This window comes from Enterococcus sp. 22-H-5-01 (assembly GCF_050310005.1).
Taxonomy (GTDB): Bacteria; Bacillota; Bacilli; order Lactobacillales; family Enterococcaceae; genus Enterococcus_A; species Enterococcus_A hailinensis.
The window spans coordinates 688,847-709,142 of sequence record NZ_CP189993.1; the positions used below are offsets into that span (position 1 = coordinate 688,847).

19 protein-coding genes and 1 riboswitch are annotated in these 20,296 nt (G+C 37.7%); of the genes, 2 read left to right on the top strand and 17 right to left on the bottom strand.

Annotated features, from left to right (window positions below; genetic code table 11):
* Nucleotides 1–4: 4 nt before the first annotated feature.
* The 12 genes from ACQKTA_RS03445 to purC form a co-directional block, all read right to left on the bottom strand.
* Nucleotides 5–1,489, bottom strand: coding sequence for a glycoside hydrolase family 1 protein (locus tag ACQKTA_RS03445; protein WP_427814200.1), 1,485 nt, complete (start codon nt 1,487–1,489; stop codon nt 5–7).
* Nucleotides 1,490–1,724: 235 nt separating this feature from the next.
* Nucleotides 1,725–2,702, bottom strand: a complete 978-nt coding sequence (guaC, locus tag ACQKTA_RS03450) for a GMP reductase (RefSeq protein ID WP_332580128.1) — start codon at nt 2,700–2,702, stop codon at nt 1,725–1,727.
* Between the two features lie 124 nt (nt 2,703–2,826).
* Nucleotides 2,827–3,255 carry a DUF3788 family protein gene (locus ACQKTA_RS03455; protein ID WP_332580153.1) on the bottom strand — a complete coding sequence of 143 codons (429 nt, stop codon included), beginning with the start codon at nt 3,253–3,255 and terminating at the stop codon, nt 2,827–2,829.
* Nucleotides 3,256–3,475: 220 nt separating this feature from the next.
* The gene (gene purD, locus ACQKTA_RS03460; RefSeq protein ID WP_427814201.1) at nt 3,476–4,726 is read right to left on the bottom strand and encodes a phosphoribosylamine--glycine ligase; all 1,251 of its coding nucleotides are present in this window, start codon (nt 4,724–4,726) and stop codon (nt 3,476–3,478) included.
* Between the two features lie 16 nt (nt 4,727–4,742).
* Nucleotides 4,743–6,275, bottom strand: a complete 1,533-nt coding sequence (gene purH / locus ACQKTA_RS03465; RefSeq protein ID WP_427814202.1) for a bifunctional phosphoribosylaminoimidazolecarboxamide formyltransferase/IMP cyclohydrolase — start codon at nt 6,273–6,275, stop codon at nt 4,743–4,745.
* 42 nt (nt 6,276–6,317) lie between these two features.
* Nucleotides 6,318–6,890 (bottom strand): phosphoribosylglycinamide formyltransferase, encoded by a 573-nt coding sequence (gene purN / locus ACQKTA_RS03470; protein WP_427814203.1) that lies wholly within the window; start codon nt 6,888–6,890, stop codon nt 6,318–6,320.
* Nucleotides 6,887–7,930, bottom strand: a complete 1,044-nt coding sequence (gene purM, locus ACQKTA_RS03475; protein WP_427814204.1) for a phosphoribosylformylglycinamidine cyclo-ligase — start codon at nt 7,928–7,930, stop codon at nt 6,887–6,889. The genes purN and purM overlap by 4 nt, the downstream gene beginning before the upstream one ends.
* 36 nt (nt 7,931–7,966) lie before the next feature.
* On the bottom strand, nt 7,967–9,406 hold the full coding sequence (purF, locus tag ACQKTA_RS03480) for an amidophosphoribosyltransferase (protein WP_427814205.1): 1,440 nt from the start codon (nt 9,404–9,406) through the stop codon (nt 7,967–7,969).
* Entirely contained in the window at nt 9,382–11,610 is a 2,229-nt protein-coding gene (purL, locus tag ACQKTA_RS03485; RefSeq protein WP_427814206.1) for a phosphoribosylformylglycinamidine synthase subunit PurL, read from the bottom strand. The genes purF and purL overlap by 25 nt, the downstream gene beginning before the upstream one ends.
* On the bottom strand, nt 11,607–12,290 hold the full coding sequence (gene purQ, locus ACQKTA_RS03490) for a phosphoribosylformylglycinamidine synthase subunit PurQ (protein ID WP_427814207.1): 684 nt from the start codon (nt 12,288–12,290) through the stop codon (nt 11,607–11,609). Before purQ ends, purL begins: the two co-directional genes overlap by 4 nt.
* A gap of 1 nt (nt 12,291) precedes the next feature.
* Nucleotides 12,292–12,546, bottom strand: coding sequence for a phosphoribosylformylglycinamidine synthase subunit PurS (gene purS, locus ACQKTA_RS03495; protein ID WP_427814208.1), 255 nt, complete (start codon nt 12,544–12,546; stop codon nt 12,292–12,294).
* Nucleotides 12,547–12,548: 2 nt separating this feature from the next.
* Nucleotides 12,549–13,265, bottom strand: coding sequence for a phosphoribosylaminoimidazolesuccinocarboxamide synthase (gene purC / locus ACQKTA_RS03500; RefSeq protein WP_427814209.1), 717 nt, complete (start codon nt 13,263–13,265; stop codon nt 12,549–12,551).
* Nucleotides 13,266–13,517: 252 nt separating this feature from the next.
* Here purC and ACQKTA_RS03505 point away from each other — a divergent pair, with 252 nt between their 5' ends.
* A complete protein-coding gene (locus ACQKTA_RS03505) occupies nt 13,518–13,889 on the top strand; it encodes a hypothetical protein (RefSeq protein ID WP_332580118.1) in 372 nt (123 codons plus the stop codon).
* A gap of 31 nt (nt 13,890–13,920) precedes the next feature.
* Here ACQKTA_RS03505 and purB read toward each other — a convergent pair whose 3' ends face one another.
* The 5 genes from purB to ACQKTA_RS03530 form a co-directional block, all read right to left on the bottom strand.
* Nucleotides 13,921–15,216: an adenylosuccinate lyase gene (purB, locus tag ACQKTA_RS03510; RefSeq protein WP_427814210.1), complete on the bottom strand. Its 1,296-nt coding sequence runs from the start codon at nt 15,214–15,216 to the stop codon at nt 13,921–13,923.
* Between the two features lie 107 nt (nt 15,217–15,323).
* Nucleotides 15,324–16,445 carry a 5-(carboxyamino)imidazole ribonucleotide synthase gene (gene purK, locus ACQKTA_RS03515; protein ID WP_427814211.1) on the bottom strand — a complete coding sequence of 374 codons (1,122 nt, stop codon included), beginning with the start codon at nt 16,443–16,445 and terminating at the stop codon, nt 15,324–15,326.
* Nucleotides 16,438–16,926 (bottom strand): 5-(carboxyamino)imidazole ribonucleotide mutase, encoded by a 489-nt coding sequence (gene purE, locus ACQKTA_RS03520; protein ID WP_332580115.1) that lies wholly within the window; start codon nt 16,924–16,926, stop codon nt 16,438–16,440. The genes purK and purE overlap by 8 nt, the downstream gene beginning before the upstream one ends.
* Before the next feature lie 140 nt (nt 16,927–17,066).
* Nucleotides 17,067–18,350 (bottom strand): nucleobase:cation symporter-2 family protein, encoded by a 1,284-nt coding sequence (locus tag ACQKTA_RS03525; protein WP_427814212.1) that lies wholly within the window; start codon nt 18,348–18,350, stop codon nt 17,067–17,069.
* A gap of 1 nt (nt 18,351) precedes the next feature.
* A complete protein-coding gene (locus tag ACQKTA_RS03530) occupies nt 18,352–18,933 on the bottom strand; it encodes a xanthine phosphoribosyltransferase (protein ID WP_332580113.1) in 582 nt (193 codons plus the stop codon).
* A gap of 77 nt (nt 18,934–19,010) precedes the next feature.
* Nucleotides 19,011–19,108, bottom strand: a riboswitch (purine riboswitch).
* A gap of 266 nt (nt 19,109–19,374) precedes the next feature.
* Between ACQKTA_RS03530 and ACQKTA_RS03535 the strand changes: the two genes are divergently transcribed.
* On the top strand, nt 19,375–20,292 hold the full coding sequence (locus ACQKTA_RS03535; protein WP_427814213.1) for a CorA family divalent cation transporter: 918 nt from the start codon (nt 19,375–19,377) through the stop codon (nt 20,290–20,292).
* Nucleotides 20,293–20,296: the final 4 nt, after the last annotated feature.

A 20,296-nucleotide genomic window follows, 5' to 3' on the forward strand; every position in this document is an offset into this window, starting at 1 on the left:
TGCTTTAAAAATTAATTGTTAAATCTACACCATTCGTTTCAATGATTTGCTTATAATAATTAAAACTTGCTTTTTTTAAGCGTTTAAAACTTCCACTACCATCATTATGGCGATCAACATAGATAAAACCATATCTTTTTTTCATTTCTCCCGTTCCTGCTGATACAATATCGATTGGTCCCCACCATAAATAACCAATCACTTCGCATCCATCTTTAATGGCTTCAGCGACTTCTTCTAAGTGCATTTTTAAATAATTAGCTCTTTCTATATCTAAAATATGACCGTTCTCATCCGGAACCTCATCAATACCTAATCCATTCTCTACTAAAAATAGTGGTAATTCATACCGATCTGTTAATTCATTCATAACATAACGCAATCCCAAAGGATCAATCGGCCAATTCCATGGTTCAGGAGCTTTTTCAGTCAAAAAAGGATTATCGAATCCTTTAGCTCCACCGGTATCTACTCTCATCTCAGCATCTTTACTAAAAACAGTACTACGATAATAACTGAATGCGATATAATCAGAAGTATAATTTGAAAGTAAATCAAGATCCTCTTCTTCAATATTTGGGGTACAGTTTTCCTCGCGCCATATTCTTTTAACATAGCCTGGATAGTGTCCACGACACATGACATCGGAAAATAAATAGGAATTACGTTTAAATTCCATCGCACCAAATATATTTTCTGGATTGCAATCTAATGGGTAAGTAGCTAATGAAGAAAAGCTGCACATGACACCCATCATAGCTGCTGAATCGATTGTTTTCATTCTTTTAGTTGCTAATGCATTTGCTACAAATAAATGGTGAACTGCCTGATAAATTTCTTTCTTAGTTAGTGTAGTAATTGGTTCACTCGGATCTGTTGCTGGAAATTTTATGACACCCGCTGCAGCGTATGGCATTCTAAACGCATTATTGATTTCATTAAAAGTCATCCAGTATTTCACTTTTCCTTTATAACGATTAAATACAGTGGTAGCATAACGATCAAAAAAATCAATCAATCGCCTATTTTGCCATCCACCGTACTCTGCTACCAATGCGAGTGGTGTTTCGTAATGACTTAGCGTAATCACTGGTTCCATTTTATATTTTAGTAATGTATCAATCATGCGATCATAAAAATTTAATCCTGCTTCATTTGGTGTTTCCTCATCTCCGCGTGGAAAAATACGTCCCCAAGAAATGCTTGTCCGAAAAGCCTTAAATCCCATTTCGCTCATCATTTTTATATCTTTTTCGAAACGGTGATAAAAATCAACTGCTTCATGCGATAAATACGCACGGTCTTTTTCCAAATTTAATTTCCAAATGCCTTGTTTATCATCCCAAATAACACTGGGATTCTTGTTCATGATACCAATTAAACTATCTGTTACATTTGGCAATTTTCCACCTTCTAACCAAGCACCTTCTACTTGATTAGCAGCAACTGCGCCACCCCATAAAAAATCTTCAGGAAATACATTTTGCATTCTCTTGTTCCTCCTAAGTTTAGAAATCGTTCTTTTTTTTATTTTATAAGTCGAATACATTTCTATCCATACTTCTTTTTTCTCTTGTAAAAAAGAAATTATGTGAACAAGCGTTTTAAATTGTAGAATGTATTTAAAAATTTCAAGTTTATTAAACTATTCGTGACCAATATTCTACAAAAAAAAGACCTCATATACTATGAGGTCTTTAAAATTTTAAAAACGAAAATTCATATTAAATTGTATCACCATTAAAAATAGAATTTTTAACTACAACGTAATCAACTTTTTGTAATGCCTCGATGTCTTTTCCACCAGCATAAGAAATCGATGATTGTAAGTCTTGCTGCATTTCTACTAATGTATCTTTTAATGAACCTTTGTAAGGAATCCAAATTTTCTTTCCTTCAACATTCTTCTTTTCGCCTTTTTGAAATTCTGAAGCACTGCCAAAGTATTCTTTATAAAATACACCGTCTTCAACCATTGTTTCACCTGGAGATTCTTCGTGACCCGCAAATAGTGAACCAATCATGATCATGGTCGCACCGAAACGAATTGATTTGGCAATATCGCCATGTGTACGGATGCCGCCATCCGCAATAATTGGTTTACGCGCAGCTTTGGCACACCAACTTAACGCTGCCAATTGCCAACCTCCGGTACCAAAACCTGTTTTAATTTTTGTGATACATACTTTACCAGGTCCAATGCCAACTTTTGTTGCATCTGCACCCGCATTTTCTAATTCTCGTACTGCCTCAGGTGTTCCAACATTCCCTGCGATCACGAATGTTTCGGGTAAATAGACTTTGATATGTTTGATCATATTGATCACAGCATCTGAATGTCCATGAGCGATATCAATCGTAATAAAATCAGGATTTAATTTTTCTTCTGCTAATTGTTTAACGAAATCATATTCGTATCCTTTCACTCCAACACTGATTGAAGTGAATAAACCACGTGATTGCATTTTTTTGATGAAGGGAATTCGTTCTTCTTCGTAAAAACGATGCATAATATAGAAGTAACCATTTTCTGCCAAAAATTCTGCGATTGTTTCATCAATAATCGTTTGCATGTTAGCTGGTACTACTGGCATCTTAAATGTAAATTTTCCTAATTGCACCGTTGTGTCGCATTCTGAACGACTGTCAACGATACACTTATTTGGAATCAATTGAATATCTTCATAATCAAATACTTTCATAATGGCCTCCAATAAATAAAAATAAAAAAACATAAGGCGATATCGCCCTATGTAATTTACAACATATTTAGATAAAAATCAAGTCCATTCGATACGATTTCAAAATAAACACGAACATTATGTACTAAACGACCGGATTACGTAATTTTTTAGCCTGCAAGCTTATTAAAAAGATAACATCTTCCATTTCTTCTTCGTTGGTTACTTTCATTTCGATTTGTTGAGTATTTTCGGTAACTTCTTCAAATTTTTCTTTGAATTCTAACGACATAACTTGAACCATCGGCGTTAAGTACTTAATACCAAAATCGGGAAAAGGTGTAACGACTGAAAAATAATCTTTATGAATTTTAATTCGACATAATAAACCTTCTTCTTGTTCAATTACTAATTGCCAGCCTACTTGCTTTTGAAAGATATACTTGATTTCCGGATCATAGTGTCGAATTACTTGGGCCAATAAAATTTTTAGATATTGTGAGTTGGGTAATCCTGAAAATATCTCTTGTAATTCACGTTTTTCATTGTTTGTTCTGGAATGGTCGCTTTTCATGGTTTTCACCTCTTTCACTCCATTTTTTTACAAAATAGCCTTAACTATTGTATACACTTATATAAATAATTTCCACCCTTTTTTTTCATCTTTTATACTTTTTTCTAACTATTTTTTCATCTTTAGTTTACCATTTTTAAACATGACTGTCATTTTTATAACCTCACTTCTTTTTTGACCATAAAAAAAGAAGCAACCACTGATTGCTCCTTTCTCATTATTAGATTGAGGCTTTAGCACCGATATCTTCCCGATAAAAATAATCAGTAGTATCTACTTCTGTTAATGATTGATACGCCTTTAATTGTGCTTCAGCCAATGAATCGGCCTCGGCCACTACAGAAAGGACCCGTCCGCCAGAAGCAATCAACTGGTTTTTACTTGACGAAACACCTGCATAGTATAGTTTAGTTTCTTTAGTAAAGTCTGGTAAAACCATTCCTTTTTTATGCTCATTTGGATAACCATCTGCAGCTAAAACGACCCCAACTGCTGCGCCTTTGCTCCAAGTTAATTCTGGTTCACACCCATTAAATAAATCTTCGATCACCTGTACCAAATCACTTGTCAATCTTGGTAAAACAACTTGTGTTTCTGGATCTCCAAAACGTGCATTGAATTCGATGACTTTTGGTCCAGTATCAGTGACGATCAGCCCAGCATAAAGAATTCCTGTAAATGGCGTTTTATTAGCCATCATTCCTTTAGCAGCTGGTTTCAACACTTCCTCAATTGCTTGTTCAACAATTGCTTCTGAAATTTGCGGAACAGGGGAATAAGCCCCCATCCCGCCGGTATTCGGACCACGATCCCCATCGTAAGCCCGTTTATGATCTTGCACAATCACCATTGGATAAACTTTTTCATTTTTTACAAATGCTAATAACGAAAATTCTTCTCCTGCTAAAAATTCTTCAATCACTACTTTATTTCCACTTGTCCCAAAGCGATGGTCTGTCAACATATCTTTTAGTGCTTGCAATGCTTCGGTTTCACTCTTTGCTACAACGACCCCTTTACCTGCAGCTAGACCATCTGCTTTAATAACGATAGGCGCTCCAACTTCTTTTGCATACTTACTTGCCTGTTCAAAATCACTAAATGTACGATAAGCTGCTGTCGGAATATTGTTTTGATCCATTATCTTTTTAGCGAATTCTTTTGATCCCTCAATCATAGCTGCTGCTTTGTTTGGACCAAATATCTTCAGTCCTGCCGCTTGAAAAGCATCCACGATTCCATTTAACAATGGGATCTCTGGCCCGACAAATGTCCAAGCGATCTCATTAGTTTTAGCAAAAGTTATTAGCGCAGAATGATCATTTTCTGGAATATCGACAAGTTGAATCCCATCTTTTTCCATTCCTGGATTACCCTTAGCACAATAGACCATTGTTACCTTCGGACTGTCTAACATTTTTTTTGCAATTGCATGTTCCCGTCCACCACTGCCAATAACTAATAGTTTCATATATTTCTCCTATCTATCAGTGTCTAAAATGACGAACATTTGTAAAGACCATCGCTACACCATATTTATTTGCCATATCAATAGATTCTTGGTCGCGAATACTCCCTCCCGGTTGAACAATGGCTTTGATACCATGCTGAGCTGCGTACTCGACACTATCATTCATTGGGAAATAGGCATCGCTAGCTAGGACCGCCCCGTTCATCTGATTCTTCGCTTGTTCCAAAGCAATTTTTACTGAACCTACGCGATTCATTTGACCGGCACCGATTCCAAGTGTTTGTTTTCCATTTGCCACAACAATAGCATTAGATTTGACATGTTTAACGGCCTTCCAAGCAAACGCTAGTGCATTCATTTCTTCTGCTGATGGTTTTCGTTCCGTAACGACTTGCCATTCACTCGGAACTTCAGCAATAATATCTTGCTCTTGAACTAAAAGACCACCTAATACTGAGACCAGCTCAGGAGTTTGTTTAGGCTCATCAGAAAAATCTAATGTTAGCAACCGTAAATTTTTCTTTTTGGCTAATAGTTCAAAGGCTTCCTTCTCAAAACTTGGTGCAATAATGATTTCTAAAAATAATTTATGCATTTCTTGAGCAGTCAACATATCAATTTCTCGATTTGCGACTAACACACCGCCAAAAATCGATATTGGATCGGCTTCATAGGCAGATTGGTACGCCTCTGAAATCGTCGTGCCACTGCCGATGCCGCAAGGATTCATATGTTTAAGTGCAACAACTGTTGGTTCCTCGAATTCTCGGGCAATACGGATCGCTGCATCAGCATCTTTAATATTATTATAGGACAGTTCTTTGCCATGCAATTGATGCGCGCTAGCAATTGAATAAGAACTAGGCAAGGCAGATTGATAAAAAGACGCAGTTTGATGACTATTTTCTCCATAGCGCAATGTTTGTTTCAAATCATAAGTCAACGTCAGCTTCTCTGGCTCTGCTTCGTCCACTAAATTAGTTAAGTATTCAGCGATCACCGCATCATAAGCCGCTGTGTGTCGAAAAACTTTTGCAGCCAACCGTTTACGCGTAGCGAGCGTTGTTTGTTGCTCATTTTCTATTTCAGTTAAAACTAACGCATAATCCGCTGGATCGACTACGACAGTAACTGCTGCAAAGTTTTTAGCTGCTGAACGTAACATGCTGGGGCCACCAATATCGATGTTTTCAATCGCAGCTGCTTCAGTCACGTCTACTCTAGAAATGGTTTCTTTAAAAGGATATAGATTGACACAAACATAATCGATTGCTTGAATATCATGCTCTTTCATCGCTGCTTGATGACTTGTAAGGTCTCTTCTTCCCAACAATCCACCATGGATTTTAGGATGCAATGTTTTTACACGGCCATCCATCATTTCTGGAAAACCAGTTACTTGCTCGATACTTAAAGTTGGAATAGCCGCTTCATCTAAAACTTTTTTTGTTCCGCCAGTTGAAATAATTTCGATTCCAGCCTGGATTAGGCCTTGGGCAAATTCTACGATCCCTGTTTTATCTGACACACTGATCAATGCTCTTGTCATTAATGACACTCCTTATATGCGCTAGTCTTTTTGCTAGTTGTTTTACAGCTTTAATTCTTTGATCACCTTTGCTAAAACTTTCGGATACAACTGATGTTCTGCGTGATGGATCTTTAGTTCTAATGCTTCCAAACTATCTTTTGAATCGACTGCTACTTTTTCTTGAGCAATAATGGGACCTGTATCAACACCATGATCAATATAATGAACGGTCACACCCGTTTCCTTAACTCTATCTTGATAGGCATCCTTGATTCCATGTAAACCCGGAAATGATGGTAGCAATGATGGATGGATATTGATAATTTTTTTAGGAAAATTTTGTAGTAAACCTTCACCTACGATTCGCATATAACCCGCTAAAACTACTAATTCGATCTCATAAGCCTTTAGTAGATCAAGTAAGGCTTCCTCATAGACCTGCTTATTGGGAAACTCCTTTAATTCAAATGTTTCTGTCGGAATCGAAAATTTTTTCCCTCGTTCTAAAACATAAGCGTCCCTACGATCCGAAAAAAGCAACGCTAGCTCGGCGTCAATATCGCCTGTTTTGACGGCTTGAGCAATCGCTTCAAAATTCGAACCATTCCCTGAAGCTAGTACAGCAAATCTCATAGAGTCGCCTCATTAAACATAATCGATGATTCATTTTTATCTACAATCCGACCGATAGTATAATATTTTTCTCCTCGTTCGGCTAAATTGGCTTTAACTTCTGCTATTTTTTCTGGTGATACCGCCAATACCATGCCGATGCCCATATTAAAAATTTCATACATTTCTAGTTCAGGAATTTCTCCATATTTTTCTAAAGCTTTGAAGATCGGTAAAGTCGGCCAAGTATCTAAATCAATTTCACACGCAAGGTTTTCTGGTAACATTCTTGGTAGATTCTCAACAAATCCACCACCAGTAACATGAGCGATACCATTGATCAATTGTTCTTTGACTAATGGTAAAACAGCTTTCACGTATAGCCGTGTAGGTTCTAATAGTTCTTCACCCAATGGACGTCTTAATTCTGGTAATTCTTCTGTAATAGAAAACTTTTGTTTTTCAAAAAATATTTTACGTACTAAAGAATAGCCGTTTGAATGAATCCCCGATGAAGGCAATCCTATCAAAAGATCCCCCGCTTGGATCGTATCTCCTGTTACCAACTGCTCTTTTTCTGCTAAACCAACTGCAAAACCCGCCAAATCATAATCATTTCCTGTATACATTCCCGGCATTTCTGCTGTCTCACCACCGATCAAAGCGGCTCCTGCTTGAACACAACCTTCAGCGACACCTGCTACTACTTTTTCTAAACGTTCAGGAATATTTTTGCCTGTTGCAATATAATCTAAGAAATACAATGGCTTAGCTCCTTGTGCTACGATGTCGTTGACACACATCGCAACACAATCAATACCAATTGTGTCATGCCTATCCGCTTCAATAGCTACCATTAATTTTGTTCCGACGCCATCGGTTCCAGAGACTAATATGGGCTCTTTCAAATTGAATTGACTGAGATCAAAACATCCGCCGAAACCGCCAATCGCTCCCATCATTCCTAAACGAGTTGTTTTCTTCACGTGTTTTTTGATTCGTTCTACTACTTCATAACCAGCCTCAACATCGACGCCAGCCTTCGAATACGCGTTTGCCACTGAATTAACTCCTTTTAATAGTTTTTTAAATAACTTTTAAACGAACGATACTTTTTCTGTCAATGTCATTTGATAGTGTTTTTCATAATCATAAAGTGGTGTCGGATAATCCCCGTTAAAATAGGCCATACACAAGCCTGAATAAGGAGCATCAAAATTTAGGCCTATCGCTTCAATCAATCCTTCTTCACTTAAAAATGATAGTGAATCTGCGCCGATTAACGATTTTATTTCATCAATCGAATGATTTGCTGCAATCAATTCTCGCCGTGTTTGAATATCAATTCCATAAAAGCACGGATATTTTAATGGTGGCGATGCGATGCGAACGTGTACTTCTTTTGCACCTGCGTCTTTTAAAAGACTTACGATTCGACGACTAGTTGTCCCGCGGACGATCGAGTCATCTACCATAATCACTCGTTTGCCTTCAACAACACCACGGACAGCAGACAGTTTCATTCGTACTCCTTGTTCTCTCAATTCTTGTGTCGGTTGAATAAAAGTTCGTGCAATATATTGATTTTTTACTAGACCCATTTCATAGGGAATCTTTGATTGCTCCGCATAGCCGCTTGCTGCAGACAAAGATGAGTTGGGAACTCCTACTACCATATCTGCTTCAACAGGCGCTTCTTGTGCTAAAATCTTCCCCATATTTTTTCTTGCACTATGGACATTGACACCTGCGATATTTGAATCTGGTCGTGCAAAGTAAATATATTCCATCGAGCAAATTGCTGGTTGAGTCTGTGTGGTGAACGATTCAATAGTCAGCCCTTCATCATTGATTGTAACTATTTCACCCGGCTGAACATCTTGAATAAATTTAGCTCCTACTACTTCTAATGCACAAGTTTCTGAGGCAACGACATAAGCACCATTGAACATTTGACCAATTGATAGCGGGCGAAAACCATTAGGATCTAAAGCAGCAACCATTGATTTTTCAGTTAGCATCAAATAAGCAAAACCGCCTTTAACCGTATTCAGTGCTTCTTTCATTCGTTCGCACAACGTAGTCTTCATACTTCTACGGATAAGGTGCATCAAAATTTCTGTATCGGAATTCGAATGAAAAATGGCCCCATTTTGTTCTAGCTCTGTCCTTAAACTTTTTGCATTGGTTAAGTTGCCGTTATGCGCTAATGCAAAATCTCCATCATAGAAGTTAAAAAGAAATGGCTGGATATTATCAACACTTCCGCTGCCGGCAGTTGCGTAACGAACATGGCCAATCGCTGCATTTCCTGTTAAAAAGCTTAATTGACGTTCATCTTTGAATACTTCAGATAACAATCCTAATCCGCGAGTTCCTTTTAATTTTCCATGATCATTGCTGACGATACCGGCCCCTTCTTGACCGCGATGTTGTAAACTGTGTAAGCCGAAATAAGTGACAGTCGCAGCATCTTGATGGCCGCAAATTCCAAAAATGCCACATTCTTCATTTAAACTTTTTGCTTCATTAAACATGGAATGGCTTCCTCCCAAACTGCTTTCGCTTGCATCGTTTCTACTTCAATCGTTTGACCTTCAGCTATGATTCTCAATAGTTTGGAATCTGTTACTTTTCCTACATGTTGAGCAGTCTTACCCATTAATTGTTCAAAATGTTGCTGATTTTCTGACTTAATAGATACGACAAAGCGTGACTGAGTCTCTGCAAAAAGATTTTCAGGCGGCATCGCTAACGAGACTTCGATTCCCAGTTCATTGTCAAAAGCAGCTTCGGCTAAAGCGATTGCCAGCCCGCCTTCTGAACAATCATGAGCACTTGCGACTAAACCAGCTTTGATGGCAGAAAGAACTAAATCTTGATGTTTTTTTTCTGTTTCAAGATCAAAATCCATCAAGGTACCTTCAATTTTATTTTTTTGCATTTTTTGAATTTCACTACCATGAAAATCCGCCTCGGTTTTCCCGATTACATAAATCAAGTCGTCCACTTGTTTGAACGCTTGTGTTGTGATATGAGCTATATCCTCAATCAGACCGACCATCCCAATCATTGGTGTAGGATAAATAGCTTTACCATTCGTTTCGTTATACATTGACACATTTCCTGAAATCACGGGGGTATCAAATGTACGACAGGCTTCAGCGATACCATCAGCAGATGTCCATAATTCCCAAAAGCCTTCTGGTTTTTCTGGTGATCCGTAATTTAAACAATCTGTGATTGCTAAAGGTTTGCCGCCAGAGGCAACGATATTACGCGCTGCTTCAGCTACTGCTATTTGACCGCCGATCTCAGGATTCAAATACAAATACCGAGCATTACAATCTGTCGTCATTGCTAGGGCTTTTTTGGTTCCTCGAACCCTCAAGACTGCAGCGTCACTTCCTGGACGAACAACGGTATTTGTTCGTACTTGTGAATCATAAGTTTCATAAATCATTTTTTTTGACGCGATCGTCGGCTGTTTTAGTAATGCTAATAATGTTTCTGTTGCATTTTCAACCACCGGAACAAATTTTTCCATTTCTGAAAATTCTTTTATTCGCATAGGAATTTGTTTAGCATTTTCATAAACAGGTGCGTCCTCTGCTAATGCATCCACTGGCAGATTAGCGACCTCTACACCGTGATGATACAAACGATATAATCCGTCATTTGTTACTTTCCCAATGGTTACGGCATCTAATTCGTAACGGTCAAATAATTCTATGACTTCTGCTTCGTGGCCTTTTTCTACACAAAGCAACATCCGCTCTTGTGATTCAGAAAGCATCATTTCATAAGGCGTCACACCTGTCTCACGCTGCGGGACGTCATCCAAATAAAGCTTCAAACCAGAACCCGCTTTCGAAGCCATTTCTGAACTAGAAGAAACTAGACCTGCTGCGCCCATGTCTTGAATTCCCACTAAGATATCCGAATGTTCCAAGATCAATTCTAAGCAGGCTTCCAATAATAACTTCTCCATAAATGGATCCCCTACTTGGACTGCTGAACGTTGTTGTTCTTCACCTGCGGTAAATTCTTCCGAAGCGAATGCGGCTCCATGAATCCCGTCGCGTCCTGTTTTCGCTCCGACATACATGATCGAATTGCCTACACCTTTAGCCTGACCTTTTTGAATATCTTTATGATCAATCAAACCAACACACATCGGATTGACTAGTGGATTGCCTTCATAACAAGTATCAAAGGCTACTTCTCCGCCAACAGTCGGAATGCCAATACAATTTCCATAGCCACTGATTCCGGCAACAATTTCTTCTAATAAATATTTTGTTCGAGAAGTATTTAATTCTCCAAAGCGCAGCGAATCCAATAAAGCAATTGGCCGTGCCCCCATGCTAAAAATATCACGAATGATCCCACCGACACCTGTGGCTGCCCCTTCATACGGCTCTACTGCTGAGGGATGATTGTGGCTTTCGGCTTTAAAAACAACTGCTTGTCCATCACCGATATCAACGATACCAGCACCTTCACCTGGCCCTTGCAAAACTTGAGTTCCGGAGGTTGGAAACTTCCGTAGAACGGGTTTTGAATTTTTATAGGAGCAGTGTTCACTCCACATTACTGAAAAAAGTCCTGTTTCTGTATAATTTGGCAAACGTCCCAAAATTTTTTCTGAGATCATTTGATATTCGGTATCAGATAATCCCCAGCCAGCGTATATTCGTTGCTCTTTGATTTCTTCAGCAGTCGGTTCTACTTTCATCATTGATTTGCGATCACCTTTCCAAAATTATTTATTATCGAAGCAAAAAATTTCTTGCCATCTTCAGAGCCCAAAAGTTCCTCCATCGCTCGTTCCGGATGCGGCATCATTCCTAATACATTTCCAGCTTTATTCGTGATTCCTGCGATAGCTTCAACACTACCGTTAATATTTTCGCCTTCATAGGTAAGAACAATTTGATTATTTTCTTTTAGTTCAGCAAGAGTCTCTTGATCGCAATAATAATTGCCTTCTCCATGGGCAACAGGAAGATGGATAATTTCATTCTTCTCATATTCAGAAGTAAATTTCGTTTGATCGTTCAAAACCCGGATCGGTACTACCTTACTGATAAATTTTAACGAATCATTTTTCCGTAATACACCTGGTAAAAGTCCCGCTTCAGTCAAAATTTGAAATCCATTGCATGTACCAAAAACCGGTTTACCTTCATTGGCAAAGCGGATAACTTCTTCCATGATCGAAGCAAAACGTGCGATTGCACCACAACGCAAGTAATCACCGTATGAAAAGCCACCCGGCAACAATACACCATCAAAACCTGCTAAACTATTTTCATCGTATCGCACATACTCACACTCAACACCCATAACTTCTTTCATCGCCCAATGTAAATCTAGATCACAGTTTGATCCTGGAAAAACAATCACAGCAAATTTCATCTTAAACTTCCTCCGCTGTAACTATTTCATAGCGATACGTTTCCATATTGACGTTGGCCAACAATTTATCACACACTTCTTCGATTGTCTCTTCGATAGAACGGTCCCTTTTCTCTACTTTAAGCTCAAAATATTTTCCAATCCGGATTTCTTCGATTTCCTCAAAACCCAAGCGATGAACAGCGCCTTTGACTGCTTCTCCTTGAGGATCTAAAACAGAATTCTTGTATGTCACATAAATTTTTACAAAATACATGGTTATTTCCCTCGCTTTTCTAATCGGTTTAGTACTTCTTGATAAACAGGTACGATGTCACCTAAGTTACGACGATAAATATCTTTATCTAAATGTTCGTTCGTCTTTTTATCCCATAAGCGACATGTATCAGGAGAAATTTCATCGGCTAATAAAATAGAGCCATCCTTTTGACGACCAAATTCTACTTTAAAATCAATCAATGCAATCTCGATAGAATTGAATAATTCATTTAAGGCCTGATTGATTTTTAATGCCAATTGGCGTAATTGCGCTAATTCTTGATCAGAAGCCAATCCTAAATAATTGATATGCGCATCAATCACCATCGGATCATCTAATTGATCCTCTTTGTAATAGAATTCAACAATTGGTTGATCAAGTACCTCACCTTCAGTAATTCCTAAACGTTTTGAAAAACTTCCTGCAGCTACGTTCCGCACAACTACTTCTAATGGAATAATTTCTAAAGGTTGGATCAATTGTTCAGTGGATGATATTTTTTTGATAAAATGATTGTTTATTTCTTTTGTGTTTAAAAAATCAAAAATGTAAGCTGTAATCTGATTGTTAAGTTCGCCTTTTCCATTTATTTGATCTTTTTTCAGTCCATTTAAAGCTGTTGCCTGATTCAAATATTCTGCCCATACAACTGCTGGATCAGTTGTTTTAAAAAGTTTTTTAGCCTTGCCTTCATAGAGTAAAGTGCCTTTTTCCAAGATTTATCGCCCCTTTTAATCAATAATGAACCATCTAAAGTCAAAATATTCCATTTGCTCTTTTCATTTTTAGTGTAACAACCTCAAAAAAGCTTTTCAACAAAAATCGTATATTTTTAGCTATAAACACATTTAATGTTCGTGTTTAAAAATAAGATTAAAAATTTTATCTTTTCTTATAAAAGATAACGTTTACAATTATTTGAATCGGTGTTATATTTATCTCGAAAGAATTTAACGGGGGAATTGCTTATGCCAGATGCATCTTCAACAGCTCATCGTTTTCTTAATTCAATGAGCGAATGCGAGAAACAACAGTTATTCAATGCCTTAATAGGTTTAGATGCCACACATTGTGTCAACTGCAATACTAGTTTTTATTCTTATCGAAACTTAAAAAAAATTTTCCGCTCAAAAAAATCACAAGAAATGCAATCACTAACTTTTGTTAATGATCGCAATGAAAAACTAGTAATCAAACAATTTAAAGATTTTACTTTCCTGAAAAACTCTTATCGAATTGAAGTCTTAATTAACAACAAAATTTATGATTATCATTTGATTGACGAGTTTCTTAACTTGTTAACCCAACAGTTTTGCGAAGACATCTATTCATATGCCTAAAAAAAACTCTTGCCAATGGCAAGAGTTTTTTTTATTTAATTCCGATACGATCAAAAATTGCATCTACGTTTTTCAAGTGATAGTTGTAATCAAACGCATCATCTAAATCTGATTCAGATAAAATAGCCGTGATTTTTTCGTCTTCTTCTAGCAGCGGACGGAATTGTTTTTGATGATCCCACGCATACGCAGTCTTTGGTTGAACTAAATCATATGCTTCTTCACGCGTCATTCCTTTATCAATTAATTTCAACATTACACGTTGGCTATAGATCAAGCCGTAAGTCGCTTGCATGTTGCGCTTCATATTTTCAGGAAAAACAGTCAAATTTTTAACAATATTTCCAAAACGATGCAACATGTAATCAATTAATATCGTAGTATCTGGAGTGATGATTCGTTCGGCTGATGAGTGGGAAATATCACGTTCATGCCATAAAGCAACGTCTTCAAAGGCTGTAATTAAATGGCCACGAACGACTCGAGCTAAACCGGTCATATTTTCTGAACCGATAGGATTACGTTTATGTGGCATGGCTGATGAACCTTTTTGACCTTTTGCGAAAAATTCTTCAACTTCTCTTGTTTCAGATTTTTGCAAGCCGCGGATTTCAGTCGCAAAACGTTCAATAGATGTCGCGATTAAAGCTAAGCTTGAGAAATATTCAGCATGTAAATCACGCGGTAATACTTGTGTAGAAATTTCTTGTGGTCGAATCCCTAATTTTCCGCAGACATATTCTTCAACAAATGGCGGAATATTAGCAAATGTACCAACTGCTCCTGAGATTTTACCCGCTTCTACTCCCTTTGCAGCATGTTCAAAACGTTCGATGTTACGCTTCATTTCTGAGTACCAAGTTGCTAATTTCAATCCAAATGTTGTTGGTTCGGCATGAACACCATGCGTCCGCCCCATCATTACTGTGTATTTATGTTCAAGAGCTTTCTCACCAATGATTGTTAAAAATTCTTGCAGATCTTGACGTAAGATATCATTTGCTTGTTTATAAAGATATCCATAAGCAGTGTCCACTACATCTGTACTGGTCAACCCATAGTGAACCCACTTGCGTTCCTCACCAAGTGTTTCAGAAACAGCACGTGTAAATGCTACGACATCATGTCTTGTTGCTTGCTCGATTTCTAAGATCCGATCAATATCAAAGCCTGCATTTGCGCGAATCTTCTCGACATCTTCTTTAGGTATTTCGCCTAATTCTGCCCAAGCTTCATCTGCTAAAATCTCGACTTCTAACCAAGCTTTGTAACGATTTTCGTCGCTCCAAATATTTCCCATTTCTGCTCTTGTATATCGCGTTAACATGACAATCCCCTTTTTTTATAAAAGATAAAAGAATCGATCAGACCCTTTATTTTCACAACTTACTTTTTAATCCTTTAAACAATTTAAATACTTAATGATACCAACTATTAATTCCAAGTTTCTGTTTTTTTGATATCATCCAACGTTCGTTGAATGCTCTCAGTCAATACAGTAATATGTCCCATCTTGCGTCCTTTTTTAGGCATCGCTTTTCCATAATAATGAAAATGCCACTCGGGCCATAAATCAATCAATTCATAGGTTTTCAAAAGATTTTCCCCTAATATATTGATCATCACAGCATTTGATAATAATTTAGGTTCACTTAGCGGCCAGGCGCAAATACCTCGAATATGCGCTTCAAATTGGCTCATCGAGCAAGCTTCAATCGTATAGTGTCCCGAATTATGTGGGCGTGGCGCAATTTCATTCACATATAATGCACCTGATTTAGTCAAAAAGAATTCCACACACAGAGTACCTATTAGTTCCACACCTTCGGCGATAACTCTAGCAATCCGGCTTGCTTCTTTTGCAACTTCTGGATTTACTCCTGCTGGAACGATTGTTTCGTGTAAAATATTATTGCGGTGAACATTTTCCACTACAGGAAAGGTCACATAATCGCCAATATTATTTCCTGCTACTTGAACAGATAATTCTTTCTCAAACGGAATCCAGGCTTCAAGCACACATGTTCCTTGGCGCAAAAGATTCATCGCTGGCGCTAAATCAGCTGTACTTTTCAATACATATTGGCCATGTCCGTCATAACCGCCGCGAGTTGTTTTCAAAACACAAGGATAGCCGATGCCTTCAATGGCATCTTGAATATCTGTTGGGCTAATGATCGTAGCATAAGGCGCGATTACGATATTATTATTTTCTAAGAATGATTTTTCCAGTAAACGATCTTGACTGATTGCCAATAAATCGGTGCCTTGAGGTACGTTGGCAAAATGTTGGATTTGATTGATCGTATCAACATCAACATTTTCAAATTCATACGTAATGACTTGTGATCGACGAGCCATTTCTTCTAACGCCATTTGATCATCATAATCGGCAACAATATGCCAATCTGAGACTTGTGCAGCCGGACAATCTTCTGTTGGGTCTAATACACCGGTGCGAAAACCCATTTGTTTTGCGCTAATAGCCATCATACGGCCTAGTTGTCCTCCGCCCACGATTCCGATCGTAGAGCCGGGTTGTAAAGATTTAGCCAAGTTGTTCACTACTTTCTAATACAGTTTCTGTCATTTGCTGACGTTTTTTTTCTAAACGTAAAGCTATATTTTTATCATACATTGAAAGCATCTGCGCCGCAAGTAGTCCAGCGTTAGTTGCACCAGCTTTTCCGATTGCCGTTGCTGCGACCGGTACACCGCCAGGCATTTGTACAATTGATAATAATGAATCCAATCCATTTAATGCTTTTGATTGAACAGGAACACCAATAACAGGTAATGTCGTTTTCGCTGCTACCATTCCTGGTAAGTGTGCGGCACCGCCTGCACCAGCAATAATGACTTTTATCCCACGATCTCGTGCTTTTTCGGAAAAGTCGAACATTAAGTCCGGTGTCCGATGTGCTGAAACTACTTTCTTTTCATAAATTATTTCTAGTTCATCAAGACTTTGACAAGCATATTTCATTGTTTCCCAATCAGATGTACTTCCCATAATTACTGCAACTTCAGGCTTCATAAGCAGCTCCTTTCATTTCTCATTTTTATTCTATCAACCTGAAGTTTACAAGTCAAAAAATATTCGAATAATAAACTATAAAATTATTTTAATGTTCGCTTTATTGGTAAAAAAAGAAGAATGCGGTTCCCCGCATCCTTTTATTTTGTGTTTCTATTATAACCATGAAAAATTAAATTCAAAATGATTGCTGATAAACTACTCATCACGATTCCATTACCTGTAAACATTTGAACTGTTTCTGGCAATTTAGCGAACAACGTCGGCACTGAATTAAATCCTAAGCCAAAGCCGATTGAAATAGCAATGATCAATAAATTTCTTTCATCATTAAAATCAACTTTTGATAACATCTTCATTCCCTGTACAGCGACCATGCCAAACATCACTAACATTCCGCCACCTAAAACAGCTTCCGGAATTACTTGTGCTAGAGCACCAATTTTAGGAAACAATCCTAAAATGACCAGAAAAATTGCCGAGAAATAAATTGGGCGTCTGGTTTTGATTCCTGACAATTGAACTAAGCCGACATTTTGTGAGAATCCTGTATAAGGAAAGGTATTGAACAAACCACCCAAAATAACTGCTAAGCCTTCCGCACGATAGCCACGTTTCAAATCATCTTCTTTTACTTCTTTTCCAACGATATCACCTAAAGCAAAATAAACTCCAGTTGATTCCACCATGCTGACAATTGAAATAATGATCATTAATAAAATAGAGAATGGTTCAAACTTAGGTGTTCCAAAATAAAAAGGTTGAGGCACATGGAACATTGGCGCATGTCCGATTGCAGATAAATCGACTTTCCCTAAAAGAGCTGCTAAAATCGTTCCACCAACTAAACCAACAAGTACCGCAATCGACCGAACAAAACCTCGTCCAAAAACTTGGATTGCCAAAATTAAACCAATCGTTACAAACGCTAATAATAGATCACTGGGATCACCGAAGGATTTGCTCGATGCGTCTCCACCGCCCATTTTTGTTACAGCTACTGGGATCAATGTCAAACCAATCGTTGTGATCACTGTTCCAGTAACGATTGATGGAAATAATTTTTCTACTTTCGAGAAGAAACCAGATATCAATACCACAAAGATTCCCGCAGCGATAATTGATCCATAAACCGTTCCGATTCCATGCGTTTGGCCAATCAAAATCAGTGGTGCTACTGCTTGAATTGCACAACCTAAAACAACGGGTAAGCCGATTCCAAAAAATTTATTGACAGTTAATTGCAGCAATGTCGCAATCCCGCACATAAAAATATCGATTGAAATCAAGTACGTCATTTGCGCTTCATTAAATCCTAAACCAGTACCGATCAAAAGTGGTACTGCCACTGCTCCTGCATACATCGCTAAAAGATGCTGCAACCCTAATACTGCTGATTTTCCGTTTCCCGTTTTGCTTGTCACGCTATGCGTCCTCCTCTAAGAAAGTTACTTGACCGTCACTCAAGGAAGCGATTCTTGCTAAAGAAACAACTGGAATGTCCATATCTTCGATCAACTGACGGCCGTCTTGGAATGATTTTTCAATCAAAATTCCGATTCCGGCAACATTCGCACCAGCTTGTTGGCACAATTCAATCAATCCTTTAGCTGCTTGGCCATTTGCCAAAAAGTCATCGACTAGCAAGACGTTATCATCTGCAGATAAAAATTTACGAGAAATAGAGATCGTGCTCGTTACTTGTTTCGTAAAAGAGTAAACAGAGGCAGATAATAATTCTTCATCCATCGTTAAACTTTTTGATTTACGAGCAAAAATCATCGGAACTTTCAAAGCTTGCGCAGCATAGACCGCCGGAGCGATTCCTGACGCTTCGATCGTCACAACTTTCGTGATTTTCTTTTCTGCAAATACTTCAGCTAAACGTTTACCCATTGCATCCATCAATTCAGGATCAACTTGGTGAGTGATAAATTCATCGACTTTTAAAACACCTTCGCCTAAAACCCGTCCATTTTCTTTGATGCGATCTGTTAATTCTTTCATTTCTTTCGTTCTCCTTCTCTTGTCGTTTTTTGAAAATACAAAAAACGCACCTCATCTGCAAAGCAAAAAAGATACGTAACCGTACGATTTTTACTTATAGTCTTGCGTTTACGGCACAAGGTAGAAACTGTCATCCATATCATGACGATATATAAGTTTAGTTTCAATGAAAATTTCATTGAAGTTTCGAAATATGAACTTTATTATAGCAGATACTTTTCTTCTGTAAACTAGAATCATTTTAAATGAGAAGAATTCTAAGCAAAAAGTTCTTTTTCTCACTTTTTTAAGCGTTTTCCTTATTTCAACATCCTTTGTAACGGTCACGAACATTATCTGAGATGATAGAATTACTGTTATTTTATAATTTCAAGGTAACTTCAACTACTTGCTTTAAAGCTATCTAATGAAATTTACTCTATAAATTTAAGGAGGGATTTTTTGCTTGATTACTATACAATCTCAACTGAAGGTGTTCAAAAAAGTGACCGAACAGGCAATTGGCTGGTCGTGACGGAGCCGAACGATCGGAAAAAAGACCAACTCCATCAAACTTATGATTTACCACGAGATTTTTTTATTTTAGGAGAAAAATATTTCAATGTGTCCTATTTTAAAAAATATCAGGCTGAAAATAAAAAAGTGTATTCTTTGATGATGTTTGTAAATATCCAATCTATGGATGATCCCGAGCTAACACCTTCAACGATTACGGTTTTTTTGACTCCTGACGTTTTGATCACTGTAGCTGACCAACCACTAATCGAAGAAGTTTTGCAAAAATATCAAACAGAAATTTTCACTAAGGCGGCGCTTATTTTATACATGTTAGAAACAATCAATGAACATTACCTGATCTTCCTGCGACAACAACGTGAAATCATCGAAAGTATCAGTGATGTAGCTTCTAAAAGATCCAACCGGGATATTTTAGAAAAAACGACACACACAGAAAAGAAACTTGTCTATATCGACAATCTGCTAAACGAACAATCTAAAACAATCAATCGCTTATTAGATTCCCAGTTAGTGGCCTCTGATCGTGACTTAGCGATTCAAATTGAATTACAAACGAAACAAGCAACTGTTTCTGTTCAGATTTATCGAGAGATGTTGGGATCGATCAGCGGATTGATTGACAGTATGATGGATAATCGATTGAATCAATTAATGAAATTTTTAAATACTGCCTCATTACTATTAGCTATGCCGACTTTGATTTTTAGCCTTTGGGGCATCAATACTGGCGGACTCTGGTGGCGACATTCAGAAATTGGTTCGATTGCAGTCGTACTATTAGCTCTATTAGTCTCGATTGTTAGCGGTATCTATCTATTCAAAAAAGATTATGATGCATAAAAAA

Excerpts from the sequence above, each read along its gene's own strand:
- purH (WP_427814202.1), bottom strand. The coding sequence starts at position 6,275 with ATGACAAGAGCATTGATCAGTGTGTCAGATAAAACAGGGATCGTAGAA.
- purS (WP_427814208.1), bottom strand. The coding sequence starts at position 12,546 with ATGTATTTTGTAAAAATTTATGTGACATACAAGAATTCTGTTTTAGAT.
- purQ (WP_427814207.1), bottom strand. The coding sequence starts at position 12,290 with ATGAAATTTGCTGTGATTGTTTTTCCAGGATCAAACTGTGATCTAGAT.
- purF (WP_427814205.1), bottom strand. The coding sequence starts at position 9,406 with ATGTTTAATGAAGCAAAAAGTTTAAATGAAGAATGTGGCATTTTTGGA.
- purE (WP_332580115.1), bottom strand. The coding sequence starts at position 16,926 with ATGAAGCCTGAAGTTGCAGTAATTATGGGAAGTACATCTGATTGGGAA.
- ACQKTA_RS03455 (WP_332580153.1), bottom strand. The coding sequence starts at position 3,255 with ATGAAAAGCGACCATTCCAGAACAAACAATGAAAAACGTGAATTACAA.
- ACQKTA_RS03445 (WP_427814200.1), bottom strand. The coding sequence starts at position 1,489 with ATGCAAAATGTATTTCCTGAAGATTTTTTATGGGGTGGCGCAGTTGCT.
- guaC (WP_332580128.1), bottom strand. The coding sequence starts at position 2,702 with ATGAAAGTATTTGATTATGAAGATATTCAATTGATTCCAAATAAGTGT.
- ACQKTA_RS03505 (WP_332580118.1), top strand. The coding sequence starts at position 13,518 with ATGCCAGATGCATCTTCAACAGCTCATCGTTTTCTTAATTCAATGAGC.
- purB (WP_427814210.1), bottom strand. The coding sequence starts at position 15,216 with ATGTTAACGCGATATACAAGAGCAGAAATGGGAAATATTTGGAGCGAC.
- purN (WP_427814203.1), bottom strand. The coding sequence starts at position 6,890 with ATGAGATTTGCTGTACTAGCTTCAGGGAATGGTTCGAATTTTGAAGCG.
- purD (WP_427814201.1), bottom strand. The coding sequence starts at position 4,726 with ATGAAACTATTAGTTATTGGCAGTGGTGGACGGGAACATGCAATTGCA.
- ACQKTA_RS03530 (WP_332580113.1), bottom strand. The coding sequence starts at position 18,933 with ATGAAAGAATTAACAGATCGCATCAAAGAAAATGGACGGGTTTTAGGC.
- purL (WP_427814206.1), bottom strand. The coding sequence starts at position 11,610 with ATGATGAAAGTAGAACCGACTGCTGAAGAAATCAAAGAGCAACGAATA.